Genomic DNA, 21,090 nt, shown 5'->3' on the forward strand with positions numbered 1-21,090 from the left:
CAGCGTGGAAAGCCTAAAATAAGGATATCCTTCCAAAAAAATGTGACGTCTGAGACTGGTCGCTGTAAGGAAAAAACGTGGCAAGGCCGAATTATACAGCAAATTTTAGTATTTGTTGGTTTATGTATTGGTTCTTAACTTTCGGGCAAGGAATTAACCATAAAGATTGGACGTATTTCACGGCGGAACGGAGATTTGAAAAATCTCCTTCCAGGCATGACGCCGCGCTGCCGTACCGGGTCGATCCGGTATTCTCTTTGATTGCAGAAGGCTCAGCAGCGTCATCTTGCCACGATTCGTCGTGCGCGGATTCGTGAAATATCCACCCGGATACTGACATTCTCAATCGGTCATGAGCCGGTTACCACCGGCGTAGCTATTGGGGACGTCGCTTGGGGCAGGAATTGCCAACAGATCAAACGAGAAAGGCCACGGGCAGCAGCCTGGGCGGCCGTCTGCGTTTTGCCGGTCTGGATCAGGACCAGTGCGATCTGTTGCGCCGCTACCGCGTCATGCTCGAACCCCATGTGAAGGCTGGCCTGCGCGATCTGATGGTCCGCTTCCAGTCCATGCCTGACTGTTCCCCATCCTTTGAAAGTGAAAACCAGCTCGACCGGCTGCACGACCTCCAGACTGCTCATTGGAGCGTGATGACGGACGCCCGGTTCGACGCGGTCTACGCGGAGCGCATCAAGGTCCTGTCCGATACCGAAAGCCGCATGGGGCTCGACCCACGCTGGCACATCGCCGGTCATGCCGTGGTGCTGGAAAATCTTCTCGGCGGTTTGATTGCCGACCATGCGCCTCGCACACTTTTGCCCGGCAACCGCAAGCGTCAGCGCGAATTGGCTGAAGCCGTCAAGGCTGTGGTGCGGCTGGTCATGGTCGATACTGAAATCGCGGTTTCGTTGCGCTTCAACGAATTGCGCCTGCGCCATACCCAGGAACTGGCCAAGCAGCGCGAAGAGGATCAGGCAGACGCCAAGCGTCTCCTCGGTGATGCATTGGCCGCCTTTGCGGCCGGCGATCTGACGGTACGGATCAGCGGCGATATTCCAGATAATTATCGTGATCTTGCCGACGCCTTCAACGGGGCGCTGGAGAAGATCGAAGCGTCGTTGGCATCGGCTCAGGCTGGGATACATCAGGCACATACAGCAACCGAGCGGTTGGCGGGCGAGGGCCGGACGATGGCATCTGCATCGTCGCAGCAGGCGCTAAGATTGACCAGCGCATCCGACACTTTGGGTGTGATCATGGACGACGTTCGCTCCAGCAGCGAGCGTATTGCTGCTGCCGACACGGCGGTCTCGCAGGCTCGTAACGCCGCCACGGAAAGCGGAACGGCTGTTGGTGAGGCGATCAATGCCATGGCCGGTATCGAACAATCGGCGGAACAGATCGGTCGCATCATCGGCTCGATCGATGAAATTGCATTCCAGACAAATCTGCTGGCGCTGAACGCTGGCATCGAAGCCGCACGTGCGGGCGAAAGCGGTCGCGGCTTTGCCGTCGTCGCTCAGGAAGTGCGCGCTTTGGCTCAGCGTTCGGCAGATGCGGCGCGTGAAATCAAAAATCTCGTCAACGGCACAAAAACGCAGGTGGATGCAGGCGTTCGCATGGTCAATCGCACGCAGGAAGCCATTGACGGTGTTGTCCGCCAGGTTTCCGGGGTCAGCGACATGATTGGCGATGTTGCACGCCGTACGGACGAAAACGTTACCAGCTTGCAGACCGTTGCGATTGAACTCGGTTCCATCGGTTCTGACGCGGAGCGTTCCGCTATCCGTTTGACATCGGCGGCCGGTGAGGCCGACGATTTGCACACGGTCATTCTGGAACTGGGTCGTACCGTGCGGGAGTTCCGCATCGCGCGCCAGATGCAATCTGCGGCAGAGCCGATCATCAGACACACACAAGACAACGTGGCAACCACGCGTGAAGATCGCGTGGAGTATGGCTACGTGCACCAACAATTCAGACGCCAAGGAGTGATTTGATGGCAAGCAGGAAAGCAGCGCAACCGGCATTAAAATTGTCACCGGTGCTGGACCTCAATCAGGCATCCGTCCTGCACGGAAAGCTGATGGAATTGAGGGGTGCCCCGCTTGCGGTGGATGCCTCCGAGGTCGAGCGCGTGGGCGTGCAATGCGCCCAGGTCTTGATGGCTGGCATCAAGGCTTGGGAAGCCGATGGCAAGTCATTCACCTTTGCAAAGGCATCGGACGCCTTTGACAAAACTCTTAAACTGATCGGCGTGGACATCGATCATATGCTCCCGAAGGAGATGCAGAAATGAAGAAGAAGGTTCTGACGGTCGACGATTCCAGGACGATCCGTAATATGCTGCTTTTGACGCTGAACAATGCCGGGTTTGAAACGATCCAGGCTGAAGACGGCATCGAAGGTCTTGAAGTGCTCGAAGGCTGCGAGCCCGATGTTATCGTCACCGACATCAACATGCCGCGTCTCGATGGTTTCGGCTTTATCGAGGGTGTTCGTCGCAATGAGAAATATCGTGCGATCCCCATCCTTGTCCTGACGACGGAAAGCGATGCTGAAAAGAAAAATCGTGCCCGCCAGGCAGGTGCGACCGGCTGGATTGTCAAGCCGTTCGATCCTGTAAAGCTGATCGATGCCATTGAACGCGTAACTGCTTGATACGGGACTACTCACGATGGATATGAACGAAATCAAAGAAATCTTCTTCCAGGAGTGCGAAGAGCAACTCGCTGAACTGGAATCGGGTCTTCTGAAATTGAATGACGGGGACCGTGATCCGGAAACCGTAAATGCTGTGTTTCGTGCCGTTCATTCCATCAAGGGTGGAGCGGGCGCGTTCGGTCTCGACGATCTCGTAGCATTCGCTCACGTTTTCGAAACGACACTGGACTGCGTACGCTCGAACAAGCTGGAACCCGACCAGGACGTCCTGAAGGTCATGCTGAAGTCGGCTGACGTTCTGGCTGACCTGACCAATGCCGCCCGTGATGGCAGCAGCGTCGAAGATGGCCGTACGCGCGGTCTGGTCAAGGAACTGGAAGCACTGGCCAACGGCGAGAAGGTCTCGTCCAGCGCCGCGTCCGAACCCGCAGCAGCCAAGCCCTCAGCGCCAGCACCGGCCGCCGCTGCACCCGCGCCGACCGACGACAGCGGCTTCCAGCCCGTTGCCTTTTCTTTCGGCGAGTTCGAGGATGACACTGTCCCGATGATGGAAACGCCGTCTTTCGACGTCGTTTTCAAGCCGCAGACCTCGCTCTATACCAAGGGCAATGAGTCAGCTCTGTTGCTGCGCGATCTTTCCCGCATCGGCGAGATGAGCATCAACTGCGACATGAGCGCTTTGCCTGCGCTGGAAAACATCGAGCCTGAAGCGGCCTATTTCTTCTGGAAGATTTCGATCAAGACGGACAAGGGTGCCGCAGGCATCCGGACTGTCTTTGAATTCGCCGAGTGGGATTGCGACCTGGAAATCACGGAAATCGTGGCCGAGACGTCAGCCGAAGAAGAACTGCCGATGATACCGGTTCCGTTCGATCTTTCCGTCCTCGACGAAACTGCCGAAGAGCCTGCCATCCAGCCGGCTGCTGCGGAAGAAACAGTCGCGACAAAGACTGTCTCGACCGCTGTTGCCGCCACCGAGGTAACGCGCGCCGTATCCGCGGCTGCGGAAAAGAAGGAAGCACCGGCCGCTGCTGCTGCTGCTGCTGCTGCCAATGCTGCAAACTCTAGCGCTGGCCAGACGATCCGCGTGGATCTGGATCGCGTCGACCGCCTCATCAACCTGGTGGGCGAACTCGTCATCAACCAGGCGATGCTGTCGCAGAGCGTCATCGAGAACGACACGACCGGCACATCTGCCGTCAATATGGGCCTTGAAGAACTCCAGCAGCTGACGCGCGAAATTCAGGACAGCGTTATGGCTATCCGCGCGCAGCCGGTGAAGCCTGTCTTCCAGCGCATGTCGCGTATCGTGCGCGAAGTCGCCGACATGATCGGCAAGCAGATCCGCCTGATCACCGAGGGTGAAAACACCGAAGTGGACAAGACGGTCATCGACAAGCTGGCCGAGCCTCTGACTCACATGATCCGCAATGCCGTTGACCACGGCATCGAGACGCCTGAAAAACGCGAGGCCGCCGGCAAGAACCCCGAAGGCACTGTCAAGTTGACGGCAAAGCACCGCTCGGGCCGCATCCTGATCGAACTGGCCGACGACGGCGCCGGCATCAATCGCGAGCGTGTTCGCCAGAAGGCAATCGACAACGATCTGATCGCTGCCGATGCCAATCTGACGGACGAGGAAATCGACAATCTGATCTTTGCTCCGGGCTTTTCCACCGCCGACAAGATTTCCGACATTTCGGGTCGTGGTGTGGGCATGGACGTGGTTAAGCGTTCGATCCAGGCACTGGGCGGCCGTATCAGCATCACCTCGCGTCCGGGTCTCGGTTCTACCTTCACCATGAGCCTGCCACTGACACTTGCCGTTCTCGACGGCATGGTGGTGACCGTTGCCGGTCAGACGCTCGTCGTGCCTTTGACGGCAATTGTCGAAACATTGCAGCCGGAAGCGGTGAACATTCACTCCTTCGGCTCCAACCAGCGCCTGATCTCCATCCGCAACTCCTTCTGCCCGCTGGTGGATGTCGGTCGTATCCTCAACTTCCGCAACACCCAGGCAAACCCGGTCGACGGCGTTGCACTGCTGGTGGAATCGGAAGGTGGCGGCCAGCGTGCTTTGATGGTCGATGCCATCCAGGGCCAGCGCCAGGTCGTGATCAAGTCACTGGAAGCCAACTATACCCACGTGCCGGGCATCGCTGCCGCAACCATCCTTGGTGATGGCCGCGTCGCGCTCATTCTCGATGTGGATGCTGTTGTCGGCGCGTCTCGTGGCCAGTCGCTCAAGCAAGAGATGTCTCTTGCGGTAGCGGGTTGAAAGTAGTGATGAATGACAGCGCTCAAGTTTAACGATACACGCCTATCCCCGGATGAAGTGCTTGCCAGCGGAGAATATCCGCTGACACGTCGCGACCTGTCCGAAATCGCCGCGATGATCTATGCCGATGCCGGCATCTATCTGAACGACACAAAGGCGTCGCTCGTTTATTCACGACTGTCCAAGCATATCCGCAATCTGGGTATTTCCGGTTTCCGGGAGTATTGCACCCTCGTTTCCTCTCAAGAGGGCGCTCATGCTCGTCGTGAGATGCTGTCGCATTTGACAACAAACTTCACGCGCTTCTTCCGCGAAAACCATCACTTCGAGAATCTGCGTGATGAGGTTCTTCCAGGGCTTATCAACCGTGCAAAAGCCGGTGGCCGTGTGCGAATCTGGTCTGCCGCCTGTTCCGACGGGCAGGAGCCATATTCAATCGCACTGACGGTTCTGGGCCTGTTTCCGAATGCCGCGGAATACGACTTCCGCATTCTGGCGACGGATATCGACCCGAAGATTCTGGCGCAGGCCCGAGCGGGGATTTATGATGAGAATGCGCTGGAAACCGTTACACCTGCCATGCGCAAGCAATGGTTTCAGGACGTCGATGTCGGTGGTCGCCGCAAGCACCAGATCAGCGACAAAGTCAAAAAGCTGATCACGTTCAACGAGTTGAACCTTATGACGCAGTGGCCCTTCAAGGGCGGCTTCGACGTCATTTTCTGTCGCAACGTGGTGATCTATTTCGATGAGCCGACACAGGTGAAAATCTGGGCGCGTTTTGCAGGCCTTCTGCCGGAAGGCGGACATCTCTATATCGGTCACTCCGAGCGTGTCTCCGGTGATCCGAAAGCACTGTTCGACAACACTGGCATCACGACCTATCGCTACATCGGCAAACCCGGCGGGAGAAAAGCATGACGGCACCCGCCAGAGTTCTTGTCGTTGACGACTCACCGACGATGCGCGGCCTGATTTCGGCTGTCCTAAAAGCTGACCCCGATGTTGACGTGGTTGGCCAGGCAGGCAACGCCATGGAAGCGCGCGCGGCGATCAAGGAACTCAACCCGGATGTTGTGACGCTGGATATCGAGATGCCGGAGATGAACGGCCTCGAGTTCCTGGAAAAGATCATGCGGCTTCGGCCTATGCCGGTCATCATGGTTTCGACGCTGACGCATCGCGGTGCCGGTGCCTCGCTGGCGGCGCTTGAAATCGGTGCGTTCGATTGTGTTGGAAAGCCTGCTCCGGGTGACAGCCGGCCGTTTGGCGATCTGGCTGAAAAGGTCAAGGCTGCCGCACGTTCGCAGCATCAGTCCTATCGCAATGTCGCAGTTGAAAGGGCTCCTGTTCCCCAGCCAATGGCCGTCAGCGATTATCGCGTTGGACGAAAGATTGTGGCGATCGGCTCATCGACCGGTGGTGTCGAAGCACTGATCGCTGTCTTGCAGAAATTCCCGGCCAATTGCCCGCCCACCGTCATCACCCAGCACATGCCTTCGACGTTTACGAAAAGCTTTGCGGAGCGCCTTAATCGTTTATGCGCGCCGGTGGTCGAGGAGGCCACGGATGGTGCGCGTCTTCAAACGGGGAAAATATATCTTGCACCGGGCGGAGAGCGTCATTTGCAGGTCGTTAATCATTCCGCGCCAAGCTGCAGGCTTTTGGAAAAGGAACCTGTTAATGGGCACCGTCCATCCGTGGATGTTCTGTTCGATTCCGTGGCCGAACTCGCCGGACGCAACGCCGTTGGTGTCATCCTCACAGGGATGGGGCGTGACGGGGCTGCCGGACTGCTGAAAATGCGCCATGCCGGTGCCCGCACCGTTGGCCAGAACGAAAAAACCTGCGTCGTTTATGGCATGCCAAGGGTCGCCCACGAACTTGGTGCTGTCGAAACACAACTTCCGCTGAACGCCATCGGCGAAGAAATTTTAAAACTTACTGCCGCCCGAAAAGAAGGTTCCGACTAATGTCTCTTGCAGAAAAAATCAAAGTTCTGATCGTTGACGATCAGGTTACCAGCCGCCTGCTCCTCAGTGATGCACTCACGCAGCTCGGTTTCAAGCAGATCACCTCTGCTGGTGACGGCGAACAGGGAATGAAGATCATGGAGCAGCAGCCCCATCATCTCGTCATTTCCGACTTCAACATGCCGAAGATGGATGGTCTTGGCTTCTTGCAGGCGGTTCGCACGAACCCGACGACCAAGAAGGCAGCCTTCATCATCTTGACCGCGCAGGGTGACCGCGCGCTGGTTCAGAAGGCAGCGCAGCTGGGCGCCAACAACGTTCTGGCAAAGCCATTCTCCATTGACAAAATGAAGGCGGCAATCGAAGCCGTATTTGGATCGTTGAAATGATCGAAACCGCAGCCAAGCGCGTACATATCATCCAAGGCGAGTATAAAATCGCCAACGATCCCGAAGTGGTTTTAACGACCATTCTCGGCTCGTGCGTGGCTGCATGTCTGAGAGACCCCGTTGCGGGCGTCGGCGGCATGAACCACTTTCTGCTGCCGGGAACGGGGGGCACCGGGGGCGGAGATGCAACCCGCTATGGGGTGCATCTCATGGAATTGCTGATCAACGGTCTGCTCAAGCAGGGCGCGCGCCGTGATCGGCTCGAGGCAAAGATTTTCGGCGGGGCGAAGACCATTGCCAGCTTCTCGAATGTCGGCGAACAGAACGCTGCATTCGCGGTGCAATTTCTAAAAGATGAAGGCATTCGTCTTCTCGGGCAGTCGACCGGGGGAGACTCGGGCAGAAAAGTGGAGTTCTGGCCGGTGTCCGGTCGTGCCCGCCAGCATCCACTCAGCGGTGCCGAAACGCAGTCTACGGTTGCCCTCGAAAAGCGTCCAGCACCGGCTCCAAAGCCAGTCGCCAACGATATCGAGTTTTTCTAGAACGGCTACAAAAGCGGGTTTGCTCAGTCGTTCTTCATCTTGTTTCAGCATCGGGTCGACGCCAGCTTGGCAACATCGATCCGGCGCTCTGGTCACGGAGTCATTTATGCAGATCGCCGAGCAAGCGCAGTTGTCCCCATTCGAAGAAGCACTTCCCGATGTCTTGATGCGGGTCGTTTCGGAGCTTCACGATGTGGCGTACCTGATCGAGAGAATAGAACCGCAATTGCTCGAGGCGACCGATGGTGCCGTCACCGTGGAAGGCATGCGCCTTTTCCAGGGTATAGACCTTGCTGTCCAAAAGACCCGCGGTCTCGCCGAATTCATCGATACGATTACGGGTTCCATCCCGCTCGATTGGGCCGTCGATGTCTCGACTGCGCTCAGCCTCGTCAAGCTGGCTGAAATGCAAAAGGCGCTGGGTGCAGGCTTGCGTCATGGCCATTCGCAACCGCTCGACAAGGTTTCCGGTGATTGCGATTTGTTCTAGAATCAGTTTTTTGAAGCTCAAGGTGGCGGTGCAATCCTGTATCGTCACCGGTTATCGAACACTGAAAAATTGATTTCCTATTATTTATGAGGCAATGAAGCATCATTTTTGTGCACGTAAAGCGCGGCACAAGCTTCGAAGTATTAATCTGCAATCCGATTTCCATAGACAATGGTACATGTGGCGAACAGCACGCCATATTCGGGGTTCAGATTGATGAATAGTGTAACAAACGGCAATGTCTCCAGTTCGCTTTTCCCGAATGTGCTTGAGCTTGCGAAGACCCAGCGTCTGTCTTTGATGGACCTCTTCAAATTTGCCGAAACCTTCAGTGCAGAAGGCCGACGAGCCGAGGCGGTCGAGCTTTACAAGACCTGGCTTGCCTTCAACGAGTCCCAGCCGGGACAGCAGATGGTATACTTCAACTATTCTGTCACCCTGCGCCAACTCAACGACCTGCCTGGATCGATCAACGCCATGCGTGCCGCGCTGAAAGTCGATCCCATGTTTGGTCCTGCTCACATCAACCTGGGGCGGGCCTATGAAGACGCCGGCGCAGCCCCACAGGCCATCCAGCAGTGGAAGAGTTTTGTCGAGAGCACGGACGAAAGCACCGCCGACCGTGTGTCCTACCGGTTCATGGCGTTGCAGCACATTGGCCGCGTGATGGAAAATGCCGGTTTGCTGGATGAGGCTGAGGCTGTGATGTGGCAGGCCATGGAGTTGCGGCCGGACAAGCCAGAAACCGGCCAGCACTGGAGCGCCATTCGTCAGCGCCAGTGCAAATGGCCGATCCTCATCCCGTCGAACCATATCACCATGCGTCAGATGGTGGATGCCATGTCACCGCTGACATTGGGCTGCTATTCCGACGACCCGATGTTCCAATTGGCCCGTGCGTATGTCTACAACAAGGGTTTCGTCGGCCGCCTTGATATCAAGGATTTTCCACGCAGCCAGGTCAAACAGAAGACCGGCACAGGGCAACGCCTGCGCATCGGTTACGTCTCGTCCGACCTTCGCGACCATGCGGTCGGCTTTGCTTTGCGCGAGGTTTTGGAATGTCACGACAAGGCAAGTGTCGAGATCCATGCCTATTACTGTGGCGAGCCAGTTGCCAAGGACGAAACACAGACACGCATGAAGGCAGCGGTCGACACCTGGCATGACATCGGCACGCTGACAGATGAAGCCGCCGCGCGACAGATCGCCAAGGACGAGATCGACATTCTGATCGACGTCAACGGTTACACGAAACATGCCCGCACGAAAATTTTCGCTTATCGTCCCGCACCTGTCATCGTCAATTTCTGCGGTTATCCCGGCTCGATGGGCAGTCCGTTCCACCAGTATATGATTGCAGATGCCCAAATCGTGCCCGTCGAAAGCGAGATTTACTACTCGGAGAAAGTTCTGCGCATTGCCTGCAATCAACCGATCGATCGCAAGCGCACGATCGCCGAGAAGCCGACGCGAGCGAGCGTAGGGCTGCCGGAAGATGCCTTCGTATTTGCTTGCTTCAATGGCATGCAAAAGATCACCTCTGGCACGTTTGACCAGTGGATGAAAATCCTTACTGCCACGCCTGACAGCATTTTGTGGCTGTTGAGCGGTAACGAAAAAGCCGATCAACGACTACGAGAATTGGCGCAGGCCGCGGGCATCGCGTCTGAGCGGATCATCTTCGCGCCCAAGGCTGGCAATGCACAGCATCTGGCGCGCATCGCCGTGGCGGATCTGTTTCTCGACACTTTCCCTTATGGTGCGCACTCGACGGCCGGTGACGCATTGACGGTCGGGCTTCCCGTGCTGACGTTCCCTGGCAAGAGCTTCGCCGCGCGCTTCTGCAGCAGCGTTGTGGCTGCAACCGGCGTGCCGGAACTGATCTGCACGGGCCCGGAAGACTATGTCGACAAGGCGATTGCCTATGCCAAAAAACCTACGACCTTGAAGCAAGTGAGAGACAAGCTGCAAGCCAATCGTGAAACGAGCGCGCTGCGCGACATTCCCGGATTGGCCCGCCGTCTGGAAGAGCTGTTTTGGCAGATGCAAGGCGAAGCGGAGCGTGGCCAGGCCCCGGTTCCCGATTTGCGAAACCTCGATGTCTACTACGAAATCGGGACCGAACTTGTTCTGGAAAACCTGGAATTTGTTGATGAGCAGACTTACCGCAACCGATATCTGGAAAAGCTGAGGGAGTGGAATGCCTTCGCTGCCATCCCCCATGACATCAGGCTGTGGACCGGTAACGGAAGCAACGACGCATAGGCGTTCCGATTAAACCGGTTTCCCGGCAACGTCCCCAACATCTTTCGATCCGCGCGCTGTTTCGTTTCTTGCGCGCTCGCGATCGATACATCCAATAAGGCAGGTCGAGCGTGTCCCAGTCGAAAAAGATTGCTATCGTCGGTGCGGGTCTCTCTGGAGCCGTGATTGGTCGCGAGCTTGCGCAAGCGGGCCACCAGGTCGATATATTCGACAGACGCGACCATATCGCGGGCAACTGCCACACCGAGCGCGACGGTGAAACGGGCGTGATGGTGCATGTTTATGGCCCGCATATCTTTCATACCGACGACGCGCATGTGTGGGATTACGTCAACCGCTTCCAGACCTTCATGCCCTACAAGAACCGGGTGAAAACGACCAGCCGTGGCGAGGTGTTTTCACTTCCGGTCAATCTTCACACCATCAACCAGTTCTTCGACAAGACTTTTCGGCCGGATGAGGCGAAAGCGTTCATCGAAGATCAGGCCGACAAAACGATCGAGGATCCACAGACCTTCGAAGAGCAGGCGCTGCGCTTTGTCGGCCGAGATCTTTATGAGGCTTTTTTCCAGGGGTACACGCAAAAACAATGGGGCTGCTCGCCAACAGCTTTGCCCGCGTCGATCCTCAAACGCCTCCCCGTACGCTTCAACTATGATGATGATTACTTCTTCCACAAATATCAGGGTATGCCGGAAACCGGCTACACCCCGATGGTTGAGCGTATCCTTGATCATCCCGGCATCAAGGTTCATCTCAACAGCAATTTTGAGCGCAGCGAAACGGATGGCTACGACCACACATTCTACTCCGGTTCTCTCGATGGCTATTTCGATTATGCCAATGGCCGGCTCGGCTATCGCACGCTCGATTTCGAACGTTTTACCTATGATGGTGACTATCAGGGCTGCGCGGTGATGAACTACGGGGAGGTCTCGGTTCCCTACACGCGCATTACGGAACACAAGCATTTCTCGCCATGGGAAAAGCATCAGGGATCGGTTTGTTATCGTGAGTTTTCGCGCGAATGCGGCCCTGACGATGTGCCCTATTATCCCATTCGCCTAGTCGAGGAAAAAGAGCAACTGGCGCAATATGCAGCTCTGGCGACGGCTGAGAAAGCCGTAACCTTCGTCGGCCGGCTGGGAACCTATCGATATCTGGATATGGATGTTACCATCCGCGAGGCGTTGGATACGGCTGCTCTCTTCCTGTCGCGTGAACAGACGGGCGAGCCCATGCCTGCCTTCCTCAATCCACCGCTTTAAGCTGACTGCGCGCAAGCCCCGATTTTTAGATCGAGAAACCTGACAGCCTCGCGCAAGCAACCAAACCTAGAATTGTTACAGCTGGATTTATGCCTTGGCCGTTGGCCCGGGCAACGTTCTGCACGACAGGGGCTGGGCAGGGTTATTTTCTTCGTGCTGTTCAGGCATTCGTCCGGAGGCGTTGCGGCTTCCGAATTGTCTTCGATATTTGAACTCGCGATCAAGGCCTGCACATGACGTCGATCATACCTTCTTTAACGCCCAGCCTGATTTCGAAGCTATCGACGGCCACAGTTGCCAGCTGGTCCACGGAAGACGTCGCATCCCTCACGACCGAACAGGTGTCTGCCATGTCTTCGCGGCAGATCGGCGCATTTTCGTCCATACAGATATCGGCGATCGAGACGGAAGATCTGCAAACGATGTCACGGATACAGCTGAGTGGCATTTCCGAGAGCGGGATGGTGGGGCTGACCCTTGACCAGCTTGCGGTTCTCAACAAAGCCTCCATCGAAAGCTTCAGCCAGAAGCAGGTCGCTGCGTTGACCACGCAACAGTTGGCCGACATGAACGATGTTACCATCGAAGCACTCACACCATCGCAGATCGCAGCTCTGAGTTCCGAGCAACTGGCAGCGATTGACCCGGAGGACTTCAAGGAGTTCTCCACCGCAGATATAGCTGCCATCTCCAGCAAAGCCATGCCGGGCTTGAGCCATAAGGTCATTCCGTTTTTAAGCACGGCTCAAATTGCTGCGATTTCTGCAACTGCCATGCCCGGGGTGACGACGGAAGCCTTCAGTTCCTTTTCCGATGTGCAGCTTGCCGCCATCAACAGCCAGGCAATTGCAAAGCTGACGAGCGAGCAGCTTACGAGCCTCGTCTCCGTCGAATTCGCATATTTTACGCCCGATCAGGCGTCTGCCCTGAAGGCCAACCAGATTTCCGCACTCGAGCAGGGAGATGTCTCCAACTTCACGGTAGCTGCTGTCGGCGCATTCAGCACGGCTGTGATCGCGAGCCTTTCTACCGGCCAGATTGCGGAATTATCCTCGACGCAGCTTGCGAACTTGAACGTCCGCCAGATCGGTGCGCTGACCTCATCTCAAGTGGCAGTCGTTACGGCCGTTGACATCGAAGCTCTGACGCCGACGCAGATCGCGGCACTTTCGACGAAAACAATCACGGGTCTGACCACAGAGCAAATCGGTGCGCTTTCCACCGCGCAGGTGGAGGCCTTTACCCCGGCTCAGGTCAAAGCACTCAGTTCGACCCAGGTCGCAACGCTCGATAAAGATCAGATGGCGACCTTTTCAACAGGCGACATAGCTGCGATCACGAGTGCAGCTGCTGTGGGCTTGAAGACGGAGATCGTTTCGTCTTTGAGTTCCCAGCAGGTGGCGGCAATCAGTGCCAGCACGTTCGCGAAGCTCACGACCGATCAGATATTGGCGCTGACATCAAGCCAGCCGGGCGCTTTGACATCGACCCAACTGGCCGCACTGACATCCATTCAGGCGGCAGTTCTGTCTAAGGATGACATTGACAAGTTTGAACCCTCAGCGCTCGCAGCCTTATCCAGCAAAGCGGTTCCAGGCCTCGATGTATCCGTCATTGCCGAGTTCACGGCCAATCAGATCGCCGCTCTGTCGACCGGTGCGATTGCCAAACTGACCACAACGCAGGTTGCCGCACTGTCTGCCGATCAGGTCGAGGCTCTGACTGCGGCTCAGGTCAAAGTGCTGACCTCGTCCCAGATCGCGGCTCTCGGCGCCGACGAGATCAAGACATTCTCGACGGATGATATCGCCGCCCTCTCGACCAAAAGTATTGCGGGCTTGAGCGCCGACGCATTGAAGGGCCTGACGGAAGAGCAGGTCGCAGCCTTCAGTTCTGCTGCTGTTGCTGCCTTGTCGACTGAACAGTTTGGTGCGTTTACAAGCGTTCAGTTGGAGGGGTTGACGGTAACCCAACTGAGCGCGCTCAAACCGGCACACGTCAAATTGCTGTCCGCAGAAACAGTCGCCTCACTTGACAATGAGGGTATCGCAGCTCTGAATACCGCAGCGATTGCTGCCTTGTCGACGGCGCAGATTGCCGCGATGACGACGGCTCAGGTTGAAGCCTTGTCGCCGAACCAAGTCAAAGCTTTAAGTTCATCGCAACTCGGCGCGCTCGAAACGGACCAAATTACTACGTTTTCGACAGCGGATATCGCCGCGATCGGCTCCAAGGCCATCCAGGGCTTGAGCACCGCCGTCGTCGCTGCGCTGACCTCCATGCAAGTGGCCGCGTTGAGCACGGTTTCCGTTGCCGCGCTGACCACAGATCAGATCGATGCTCTACCAGCCGACATGTTCACGTATCTCTCAAACATACAGGTCGGCGCGCTCACGTCTGCGCAAGTGGGTGTGCTGGATGCCTCTGATCTTGCAAAGATTTCCATCCCGGCTTTAAGCGGGACGGCCATCCCGGGTCTTTCTACGGCGGTTCTTGCCTCGCTCAAGCCAACGGAAATTGCGGCTTTGAGCACCAATGCCGTCTCGAAATTGACGAAGGATCAGATCGTCGCCTTGACGGCCACTCAGGTCGCGGCATTGACGACAGGCCAGACCAGAGCCCTCAGTACCACGCAAGTTGCAGCCCTTCCTTTAACGTCTCTCGCTGCGTTGAGCACGGCGCAGATATCCACGATGTTGCCAAAGACGTTGGCCGCGTTGACTGCGGAACAGATAACGGCTCTCTCGAGTGAGCAGATGAAAGCCTTGTCGTCGTCGCAAGTTGCGGCGCTGACATCGAACCAGATCAAAGGGTTTGAGGCCGAAGACATCAAGGCACTTTCGACGGCGGCTGTCGCGACCTTAAGCGCAAGCGGTGTCAGCGGCTTATCGAAAGACCTGATCGAGGCACTGTCAGCGGACCAGATTGCTGCGTTAAGCGTTGGCTCCGTCGGGTCCATGACGTCAGATCAGATTTCAGCGCTCTCGACCTTGCAGGTAGATGCCTTCACCACGCGTCAGCTCGCTGCGATGAAATCGGCACAGACTGCGGGATTTGGGCCTGAGGATATTGCGACATTTTCGACAGCAGACATCGCCGCTCTCACCGCAAGGGGTATTGCCGGCTTCAGCACGACTGCGATAAAGGCGCTGACAACAGAACAGATAGGGGCATTTTCGACGTCCGCCGTGGCAAGTTTGACGGTTGACCAGATTGATATGCTCGACACAGCTCAGTTCGCGGCGCTGGCGACGGCGCAGATTGGGGCGCTCACATCCGGCCAGATTGCTGCGCTGGATGCGGCAAATCTGCAATCGCTGGCTACCGATAAACTTGCAGCGCTTCAACCTGCCACGATCAAAAATCTGACCGACGCTCAAGTGGCTGCGTTGACAACCCTCCAGATCGCCAGCCTTTCCACAGCCCAGGTGCGTGAATTGGGCGCCACCCAGATCGCCGCAATGAGCACGGACAAGATTGCGGCTCTGTCTGCCGACAAGATCGCAGCTATTGGTACCGCGGGTATTTCCGGCCTGTCCAGCAAGCAGATTGCGGCGTTGACGCCATTGCAGGCAGAGGCGCTGACAACCATACAAATATCGGTCATGGTCGGCGATCAGATCGACGCGTTTGGAAAAGACGCCATCGCCAAATTCTCCACTGACGATATGGCGGCCATCAAGTCCGATGCCATTTCCGGGCTATCGACGGCCGTTCTGGCGTCGTTGACGACAGCGCAAATTGCGGCACTGAACCCCTCCAGCGTCCCGGCGCTGACAACCCGTCAGGTCGCAGTGCTCGACAGCACACAAATTCCCGCATTGACCACAAAACAGGTCTCATCGCTGACCGCGGGCCAGATTGCCGTTCTCAACCCAGATGACGTCGCAAAATTCACGACATCACAGATTGCGGCTTTGAGTACCCTTGGTGTTTCCGGGCTGACCCCGGCCCAGCTTGCAAAGTTTACAACGCTACAGGCCGAAGCGTTGACCGCTTTCCAGGTCGGGGCTTTGTCTTCTGCACAGATCGGCGCTTTGGGAAAAGATGGCATAGCGCAATTTTCGAACGCTGATATTGGCGCCATCAATCCGGCCATTATTGCGACCCTACCGACAGATACCATCAAGGGTCTGACGCCGATTCAGCTCGCATCTTTGAGCAGCAGCGCTGTCGCAAGCCTGACGACCGGTCAGATCGGTGCTTTGAGCACCGGGCAGATCGATGCATTGTCAACGAAACAGATTTCCGCAATGACGTCACAGCAAATCGGGGCGCTGAGCAGCGACCATCTGACGTCGATGTCCACCGCATCCATCGCATCGATCAGCTCTGCTGCGATTTCCGGATTGTCGACTGAGACGATTGCAGCGTTGACGACTTTCCAACTGGGCGCCATCAGCACGGCTGGTATATCAGGCTTGACGACCAAACAGGTCGCAGCCTTGAGTACCGGCCAGGTCGGCTGGCTGTCGAGCACGCAGGTTTCTGCCTTGTCTTCGAGACAGGTGGCATCCCTCAACTCCGATCAGATCAAAGTGTTGACCACGCTTCAGATAACGGCCTTGAGTTCAGACGGCGTCACGGGTCTTTCGACCACGCAGATCGCCACTTTTACCACGCTTCAGGCGGAAGCGCTCACAACCGGGCAGGTTGCTGTGCTAAGCTCTGCGCAGGTTGGAGCGTTTGACGTCGACGATCTCAAGGTCTTTTCGACCAGAGATATTCTGGCGCTTTCCAGCGGCGCGGTCGCGGGCCTGTCCACCGACATGCTGCCTTTGCTACCTGCTGAGACCATCGCCGCATTATCCTCGTCGGCCATGGCGGGTCTCTCCACAGCCCAGATTGCATCTTTGACATTGACACAATTTGGAGCGCTGACCACGTCGCAGATTGGCGCACTCGGTTCAAAGCAGATCGCAGCCCTTGGAACCGCCGGTGTCGGTGCGCTGTCCACGGCCCAGATTGCTGCACTCAGCACGATGGGCGTGCCCGGCCTTTCCCCAGCCCAGGTCGGCGCGCTTTCCACAGATCAGATCGAAGCGCTCAATACAGCGCAGGTCGCCGTCCTTACCTCGTCGCAAGTCGCAGCGCTTGACGCCGCCGACATTGGCGTGTTTTCGACCGCTGAACTCGCAGTCCTGAGCTCAAGCGCTATTCTTGGATTATCCTCCGCGACGCTTGCCGGTCTTTCCCCAGAGCGCATCGCCGTGCTTGGAGCGGGCAGTGTTCCTGGCCTGTCCACGGGACAAATCGGGTCGCTGACGAGCGTGCAGATCGGTGCCTTGACGACGGTGCAGATTGCATCACTTGGCTCCAAGCAGATCGCAGCCTTGGGCACGGTCGGTGCCAGCGCGCTATCCACAGGCCAGATCGCAGCCTTGAGCACCGCTGGCATAGCCGGTCTCACCACAGACCAGATTGCGGCTCTGTCGACGGGGCAGATCGAAGCCTTCAACACGACGCAGGTTGCGGTGCTGACCTCTGCGCAGGTTGGCGCCTTGGGCGGGGACGACTTCAGCGCGTTTTCGACTGCCGAGCTTGCAGCTCTGTCTTCGGGTGCGATTGCTGGTCTCACGACCACGACACTTGCCGGACTTCCAACGGAGCGCATCGCTGTTCTCGGAACGGCCAGCATTGCTGGTCTCTCGACCGCGCAGATTGCGGCTTTGAAACCAGCGCAGCTGGAAGCCTTGACGACGGCGCAAGTGGCAGCCCTTGGCTCCAAACAGGTGGCTGCCCTGGGAAGCACGGGCGCGGCAGTCTTGTCGTCTGCGCAGATCATGGCCATGAGCACAGCCGCCATCGCAGGCCTGTCAACTGGCCAGATCACGGCCTTTTCCACGGAGCAGGTGGAGGCACTGACACCTGTACAGGTTGCCGCTCTCAACTCCATGCAGCTTTCTGCCTTTGATGTGGACGATATTGCTGCACTGTCTACCGATGATCTGGCGGCGCTACCAGCGCATGTGATCCAAGGCTTATCCACCTCGGCGCTGGCCGCCATGCCAACGGAACGGATTGCAGCCCTCGGCACCGCTGGTATTTCCGGCCTCACAACCGGGCAGATCGCATCCTTGAGTGTCGATCAGGTGGAAGCCTTCACGCCTGTTCAGGTGGCGGCGCTGGGATCGAAACAGCTGGCGGCCCTCGGTACGGACGATCTTCTGACATTCTCGACGGCCGATATCGCGGCCATCAGCGCCGCCGCCATCAGTGGCCTGTCCACGGCGACAGTTGCTTCGTTGTCCACTGAAGTCGTCCATTCTCTGAGTGCAGCTGCTATTCCGGGCCTTTCCACGGCACAGATCGCCGCCCTGACAGTCGATCAGATCAGCGTTCTGTCGCTCGGCCAGATCGGGGCGTTTAGCTCGCAGCAGGTCGCAGCATTGGAAGTTGTTGACATCGCGGCTCTCTCGACGGGCCAGATCGTGTCGATCAGCACGGGCGGTATCACCGGTCTCTCCAGCGATCAGGTCGCGGCTCTCAGCCTGGAACAATTGCATGTGCTGTCCACCACACAGGTCAATAATCTCACGTCAAAGGCAGTAGCAGGGCTAACAGCGGAGGAGTTGCAGACGCTCAGCTCGGCCCAGATCGCTGCCATCAACTCGTCGGCCATCGGCGGATTGCCGACCGACTTCATTGCGGCGATGTCCACGGGCGAACTGGCGGCCTTGGGAACGGCCGGCATCGCCGGGCTGACCAGCAAACAGGTCGCAGCGCTTGGCAAGGATCAGGTTGAATCCTTCTCGACTGCTCAGATTGCAGCACTCAGCGCAGATGGTTTGGCTGGTCTGACGACACAGGCCATGTCGACATTCTCGACATCCGATATCGCTGCGATTGCCTCCGGCTCCATTCGCGGCCTGTCGACCGCCATCATCGCGGCATTGACGACCAGCGAGATCGGCGCTTTGAGTGCGAGCCAGGTTGGGGCGCTGGGCTACAACCAGATCGTCGCACTGACGACGACACAGGTCGATGCGCTGACGACAACGCAGATCAACGCCCTGAACGCCATCCAGGCGGCGGCGCTGGGAACAGAAGATATCGCGCTGTTTTCAACGGACGACATTCTGGCTTTTTCCACCGGCGCGATTTCCGGTCTTGCAACCAGCGTGATCGGTGCGTTGACGACTGCGCAAAGTGAGGCGTTGACACCGGCGCAGGTCGGCGCGCTGACATCGGCCCAGGTGGCGGCTCTCTCCAAGGAGAATATCGCGAAGTTCTCGACCTCCGATATCGCGGCCTTCAGCCCGACCGGCATCACCGGCCTATCCACAGACACGCTGGTGAGCCTGTCCAGCGAGCAGATCGATACGATCCTCAACACCCATATGGGATCGCTGACGCCCAATCAGGTGTCTGCCATTATCTCCAATTACGTGTCCTGACAGGGACCCGTAATTTAGGCAAGGGAAACGGATAGGGGAAACGCTCGCGCAAGCTTCGCCGCATAGTGTGCCAATGGGACCAGAAGGTCTTGGACTCATTGAATGACGGTGCGGAACAGAATGAATCTGTTAAATCAATTCCCTCAGGTTTTAAAAAATTTCGCGGCTCTCGGCCAGACGCGGCTTTTGATGCTGGGTGGTGTGGGCGTGTTGTCCATGGCAATCATTCTCGCTGCTGCGCTTTATGTGAACAAACCTGCCTACGAAACGCTCTATGTCGGTCTCGAAACGATGGATCTGAACAAGATCAGCATCGCGCTTGCAGAATCGAATGTCGATTTTCAGGTCGGTTCTGACGGCACGAGCCTTCAGGTCCCAGTAGGCATGACCAGCAAGGCGCGCCTGTTGCTTGCCGAGCGCGGTCTGCCTGACAGCGCCAATGCCGGTTACGAACTGTTCGACAATGTCGGTTCGCTGGGTCTCACCTCCTTCATGCAGGAAGTCACCCGTGTCCGCGCCCTTGAGGGCGAAATCGGACGTTCCATCCAGCAGATCGATGGTATTGCCGCTGCCCGCGTCCATATCGTCATGCCCGATGTCGGGAATTTCCGTCGCGGCGAGCAAAAGCCAACCGCTTCTGTCATGATCCGCGCAAGCGCATCGGCCGGCCGCAAGGCCGCATCATCCATTCGTCATCTCGTCGCTTCGGCTGTTCCCGGCCTTGAGGTTGACGATGTGACGCTTCTTGATTCCACTGGCCAGCTTCTGGCCTCTGGCGACGATGTCGGCAACGGCGCGTTGAACCGCTCGCTGACACTGTCCCAGAACGTCCAGCAGGAACTCGAAACCAAGATCGACAAGGCGCTGGCGCCCTTTCTCGGCATGGACAATTTTCGCTCTACTGTCACAGCGGAGTTGAACACCGACACCCAGCAGATTCAGGAAACGGTCTTCGATCCTGAATCGCGCGTAGAACGGTCCGTACGCACCACCAAGGAAGACCAGAAATCTCAGGAAACGACACCTGACTCGGCTGCAACCGTTGAGCAGAACGTACCGCAGGCAGCCCCTCAGGGCGGTGGCGGCGGCCCGAAATCTTCCGATGAGACGGCGAAAAAAGAAGAGCAGACAAACTACGAAATCAATTCCAAGACGACAGCCACGGTTCGCAATGGCTACACCGTCGACAAGATTTCCATTGCCGTTGTCGTCAACAAAGGTCGTCTGGCAAAAATGATCGGCGAAAATGCCGATCAGCCTAAGATCGACGCCTATCTCGCCGAAATGCAGAAAATTGTGGCATCCGCTGCGGGCATTTCGACGGACCGTGGCGATATCGTGACCATCACGGCCATGGACTTCCTTGAGACCCAGTTGCTCGACCAGGCCGTTGCCGGTCCAGGCTTTACAGAAGTCTTGAGCCGCAATTCGGCAGGTATCATCAACTCACTGGCCTTCGTTCTGGTCGCGTTCCTCGTGGTCTGGCTCGGTGTACGTCCAATCGTACGCTCCATTTCGGGCGGCAACGCGTCGTCACCTGCAGAAATCGGCCAGGAAGCCGCGGGTCTCGAACTCCCCGACTTCTCGCCGGCTATGGGCGGAGCAAGCGCCGGGGGAGGTCTTATGGACGGCTTCGGCGCGGACTTCGGCTTCGACAGCACCGACGATCTCCTGTCCGGCGACGATGGCGGTGGCGATTTCACCCGCCGGGTTCGCGAAGGGCCGGAGCGCCGCCTGTCTCGCATGGTGGAAATCAGCGAAGAACGCGCGGCCAAGATACTACGCAAATGGGCAATCGAAAAAGCAGCCTAATCAAAACGA

At 57.3% G+C, this 21,090-nt stretch carries 13 protein-coding genes; all 13 read left to right on the top strand.

Annotated elements, in window-relative coordinates; all coding sequences use genetic code 11:
- The first annotated feature begins 404 nt into the window (after positions 1 to 404).
- Positions 405 to 2,000: a methyl-accepting chemotaxis protein gene (locus GGQ73_RS03470; protein ID WP_234910877.1), complete on the top strand. Its 1,596-nt coding sequence runs from the start codon at positions 405 to 407 to the stop codon at positions 1,998 to 2,000.
- On the top strand, positions 2,000 to 2,299 hold the full coding sequence (locus tag GGQ73_RS03475; RefSeq protein WP_183894017.1) for an STAS domain-containing protein: 300 nt from the start codon (positions 2,000 to 2,002) through the stop codon (positions 2,297 to 2,299). Before GGQ73_RS03470 ends, GGQ73_RS03475 begins: the two co-directional genes overlap by 1 nt.
- Positions 2,296 to 2,661 carry a chemotaxis response regulator CheY1 gene (gene cheY1 / locus GGQ73_RS03480; RefSeq protein WP_113493831.1) on the top strand — a complete coding sequence of 122 codons (366 nt, stop codon included), beginning with the start codon at positions 2,296 to 2,298 and terminating at the stop codon, positions 2,659 to 2,661. Before GGQ73_RS03475 ends, cheY1 begins: the two co-directional genes overlap by 4 nt.
- Positions 2,662 to 2,677: 16 nt before the next feature.
- Complete coding sequence (locus GGQ73_RS03485; RefSeq protein WP_174152070.1) at positions 2,678 to 4,942, top strand: chemotaxis protein CheA; 2,265 nt, start codon at positions 2,678 to 2,680, stop codon at positions 4,940 to 4,942.
- 12 nt (positions 4,943 to 4,954) lie between these two features.
- Entirely contained in the window at positions 4,955 to 5,863 is a 909-nt protein-coding gene (cheR, locus tag GGQ73_RS03490; RefSeq protein WP_183894019.1) for a protein-glutamate O-methyltransferase CheR, read from the top strand.
- Positions 5,860 to 6,915 (top strand): protein-glutamate O-methylesterase CheB, encoded by a 1,056-nt coding sequence (gene cheB, locus GGQ73_RS03495; protein ID WP_183894021.1) that lies wholly within the window; start codon positions 5,860 to 5,862, stop codon positions 6,913 to 6,915. Before cheR ends, cheB begins: the two co-directional genes overlap by 4 nt.
- Positions 6,915 to 7,304: a chemotaxis response regulator CheY2 gene (gene cheY2, locus GGQ73_RS03500; protein WP_042618009.1), complete on the top strand. Its 390-nt coding sequence runs from the start codon at positions 6,915 to 6,917 to the stop codon at positions 7,302 to 7,304. The genes cheB and cheY2 overlap by 1 nt, the downstream gene beginning before the upstream one ends.
- Positions 7,301 to 7,846, top strand: a complete 546-nt coding sequence (gene cheD / locus GGQ73_RS03505) for a chemoreceptor glutamine deamidase CheD (RefSeq protein ID WP_067648750.1) — start codon at positions 7,301 to 7,303, stop codon at positions 7,844 to 7,846. Before cheY2 ends, cheD begins: the two co-directional genes overlap by 4 nt.
- 106 nt (positions 7,847 to 7,952) lie before the next feature.
- Entirely contained in the window at positions 7,953 to 8,336 is a 384-nt protein-coding gene (cheT, locus tag GGQ73_RS03510; protein ID WP_174152073.1) for a chemotaxis protein CheT, read from the top strand.
- Between the two features lie 216 nt (positions 8,337 to 8,552).
- Entirely contained in the window at positions 8,553 to 10,604 is a 2,052-nt protein-coding gene (locus GGQ73_RS03515) for an O-linked N-acetylglucosamine transferase, SPINDLY family protein (RefSeq protein ID WP_183894023.1), read from the top strand.
- Positions 10,605 to 10,714: 110 nt separating this feature from the next.
- Positions 10,715 to 11,872 (top strand): UDP-galactopyranose mutase, encoded by a 1,158-nt coding sequence (gene glf / locus GGQ73_RS03520; RefSeq protein WP_174152075.1) that lies wholly within the window; start codon positions 10,715 to 10,717, stop codon positions 11,870 to 11,872.
- Between the two features lie 233 nt (positions 11,873 to 12,105).
- The gene (locus GGQ73_RS03525; RefSeq protein WP_183894025.1) at positions 12,106 to 19,269 is read left to right on the top strand and encodes a beta strand repeat-containing protein; all 7,164 of its coding nucleotides are present in this window, start codon (positions 12,106 to 12,108) and stop codon (positions 19,267 to 19,269) included.
- A 120-nt stretch (positions 19,270 to 19,389) separates the two neighbouring features.
- Positions 19,390 to 21,081 (top strand): flagellar basal-body MS-ring/collar protein FliF, encoded by a 1,692-nt coding sequence (gene fliF / locus GGQ73_RS03530; RefSeq protein ID WP_183894027.1) that lies wholly within the window; start codon positions 19,390 to 19,392, stop codon positions 21,079 to 21,081.
- The last annotated feature ends 9 nt before the right edge of the window (positions 21,082 to 21,090 follow it).

It is taken from the genome of Rhizobium skierniewicense (genome assembly GCF_014196515.1).
Taxonomy (GTDB): Bacteria; Pseudomonadota; Alphaproteobacteria; order Rhizobiales; family Rhizobiaceae; genus Agrobacterium; species Agrobacterium skierniewicense.

Coding starts and splice junctions, on each gene's coding strand:
- GGQ73_RS03475 (WP_183894017.1), top strand. CDS start 2,000: ATGGCAAGCAGGAAAGCAGCGCAACCGGCATTAAAATTGTCACCGGTG.
- cheY1 (WP_113493831.1), top strand. CDS start 2,296: ATGAAGAAGAAGGTTCTGACGGTCGACGATTCCAGGACGATCCGTAAT.
- GGQ73_RS03485 (WP_174152070.1), top strand. CDS start 2,678: ATGGATATGAACGAAATCAAAGAAATCTTCTTCCAGGAGTGCGAAGAG.
- cheR (WP_183894019.1), top strand. CDS start 4,955: ATGACAGCGCTCAAGTTTAACGATACACGCCTATCCCCGGATGAAGTG.
- cheB (WP_183894021.1), top strand. CDS start 5,860: ATGACGGCACCCGCCAGAGTTCTTGTCGTTGACGACTCACCGACGATG.
- cheY2 (WP_042618009.1), top strand. CDS start 6,915: ATGTCTCTTGCAGAAAAAATCAAAGTTCTGATCGTTGACGATCAGGTT.
- cheD (WP_067648750.1), top strand. CDS start 7,301: ATGATCGAAACCGCAGCCAAGCGCGTACATATCATCCAAGGCGAGTAT.
- cheT (WP_174152073.1), top strand. CDS start 7,953: ATGCAGATCGCCGAGCAAGCGCAGTTGTCCCCATTCGAAGAAGCACTT.
- GGQ73_RS03515 (WP_183894023.1), top strand. CDS start 8,553: ATGAATAGTGTAACAAACGGCAATGTCTCCAGTTCGCTTTTCCCGAAT.
- GGQ73_RS03525 (WP_183894025.1), top strand. CDS start 12,106: ATGACGTCGATCATACCTTCTTTAACGCCCAGCCTGATTTCGAAGCTA.
- fliF (WP_183894027.1), top strand. CDS start 19,390: ATGAATCTGTTAAATCAATTCCCTCAGGTTTTAAAAAATTTCGCGGCT.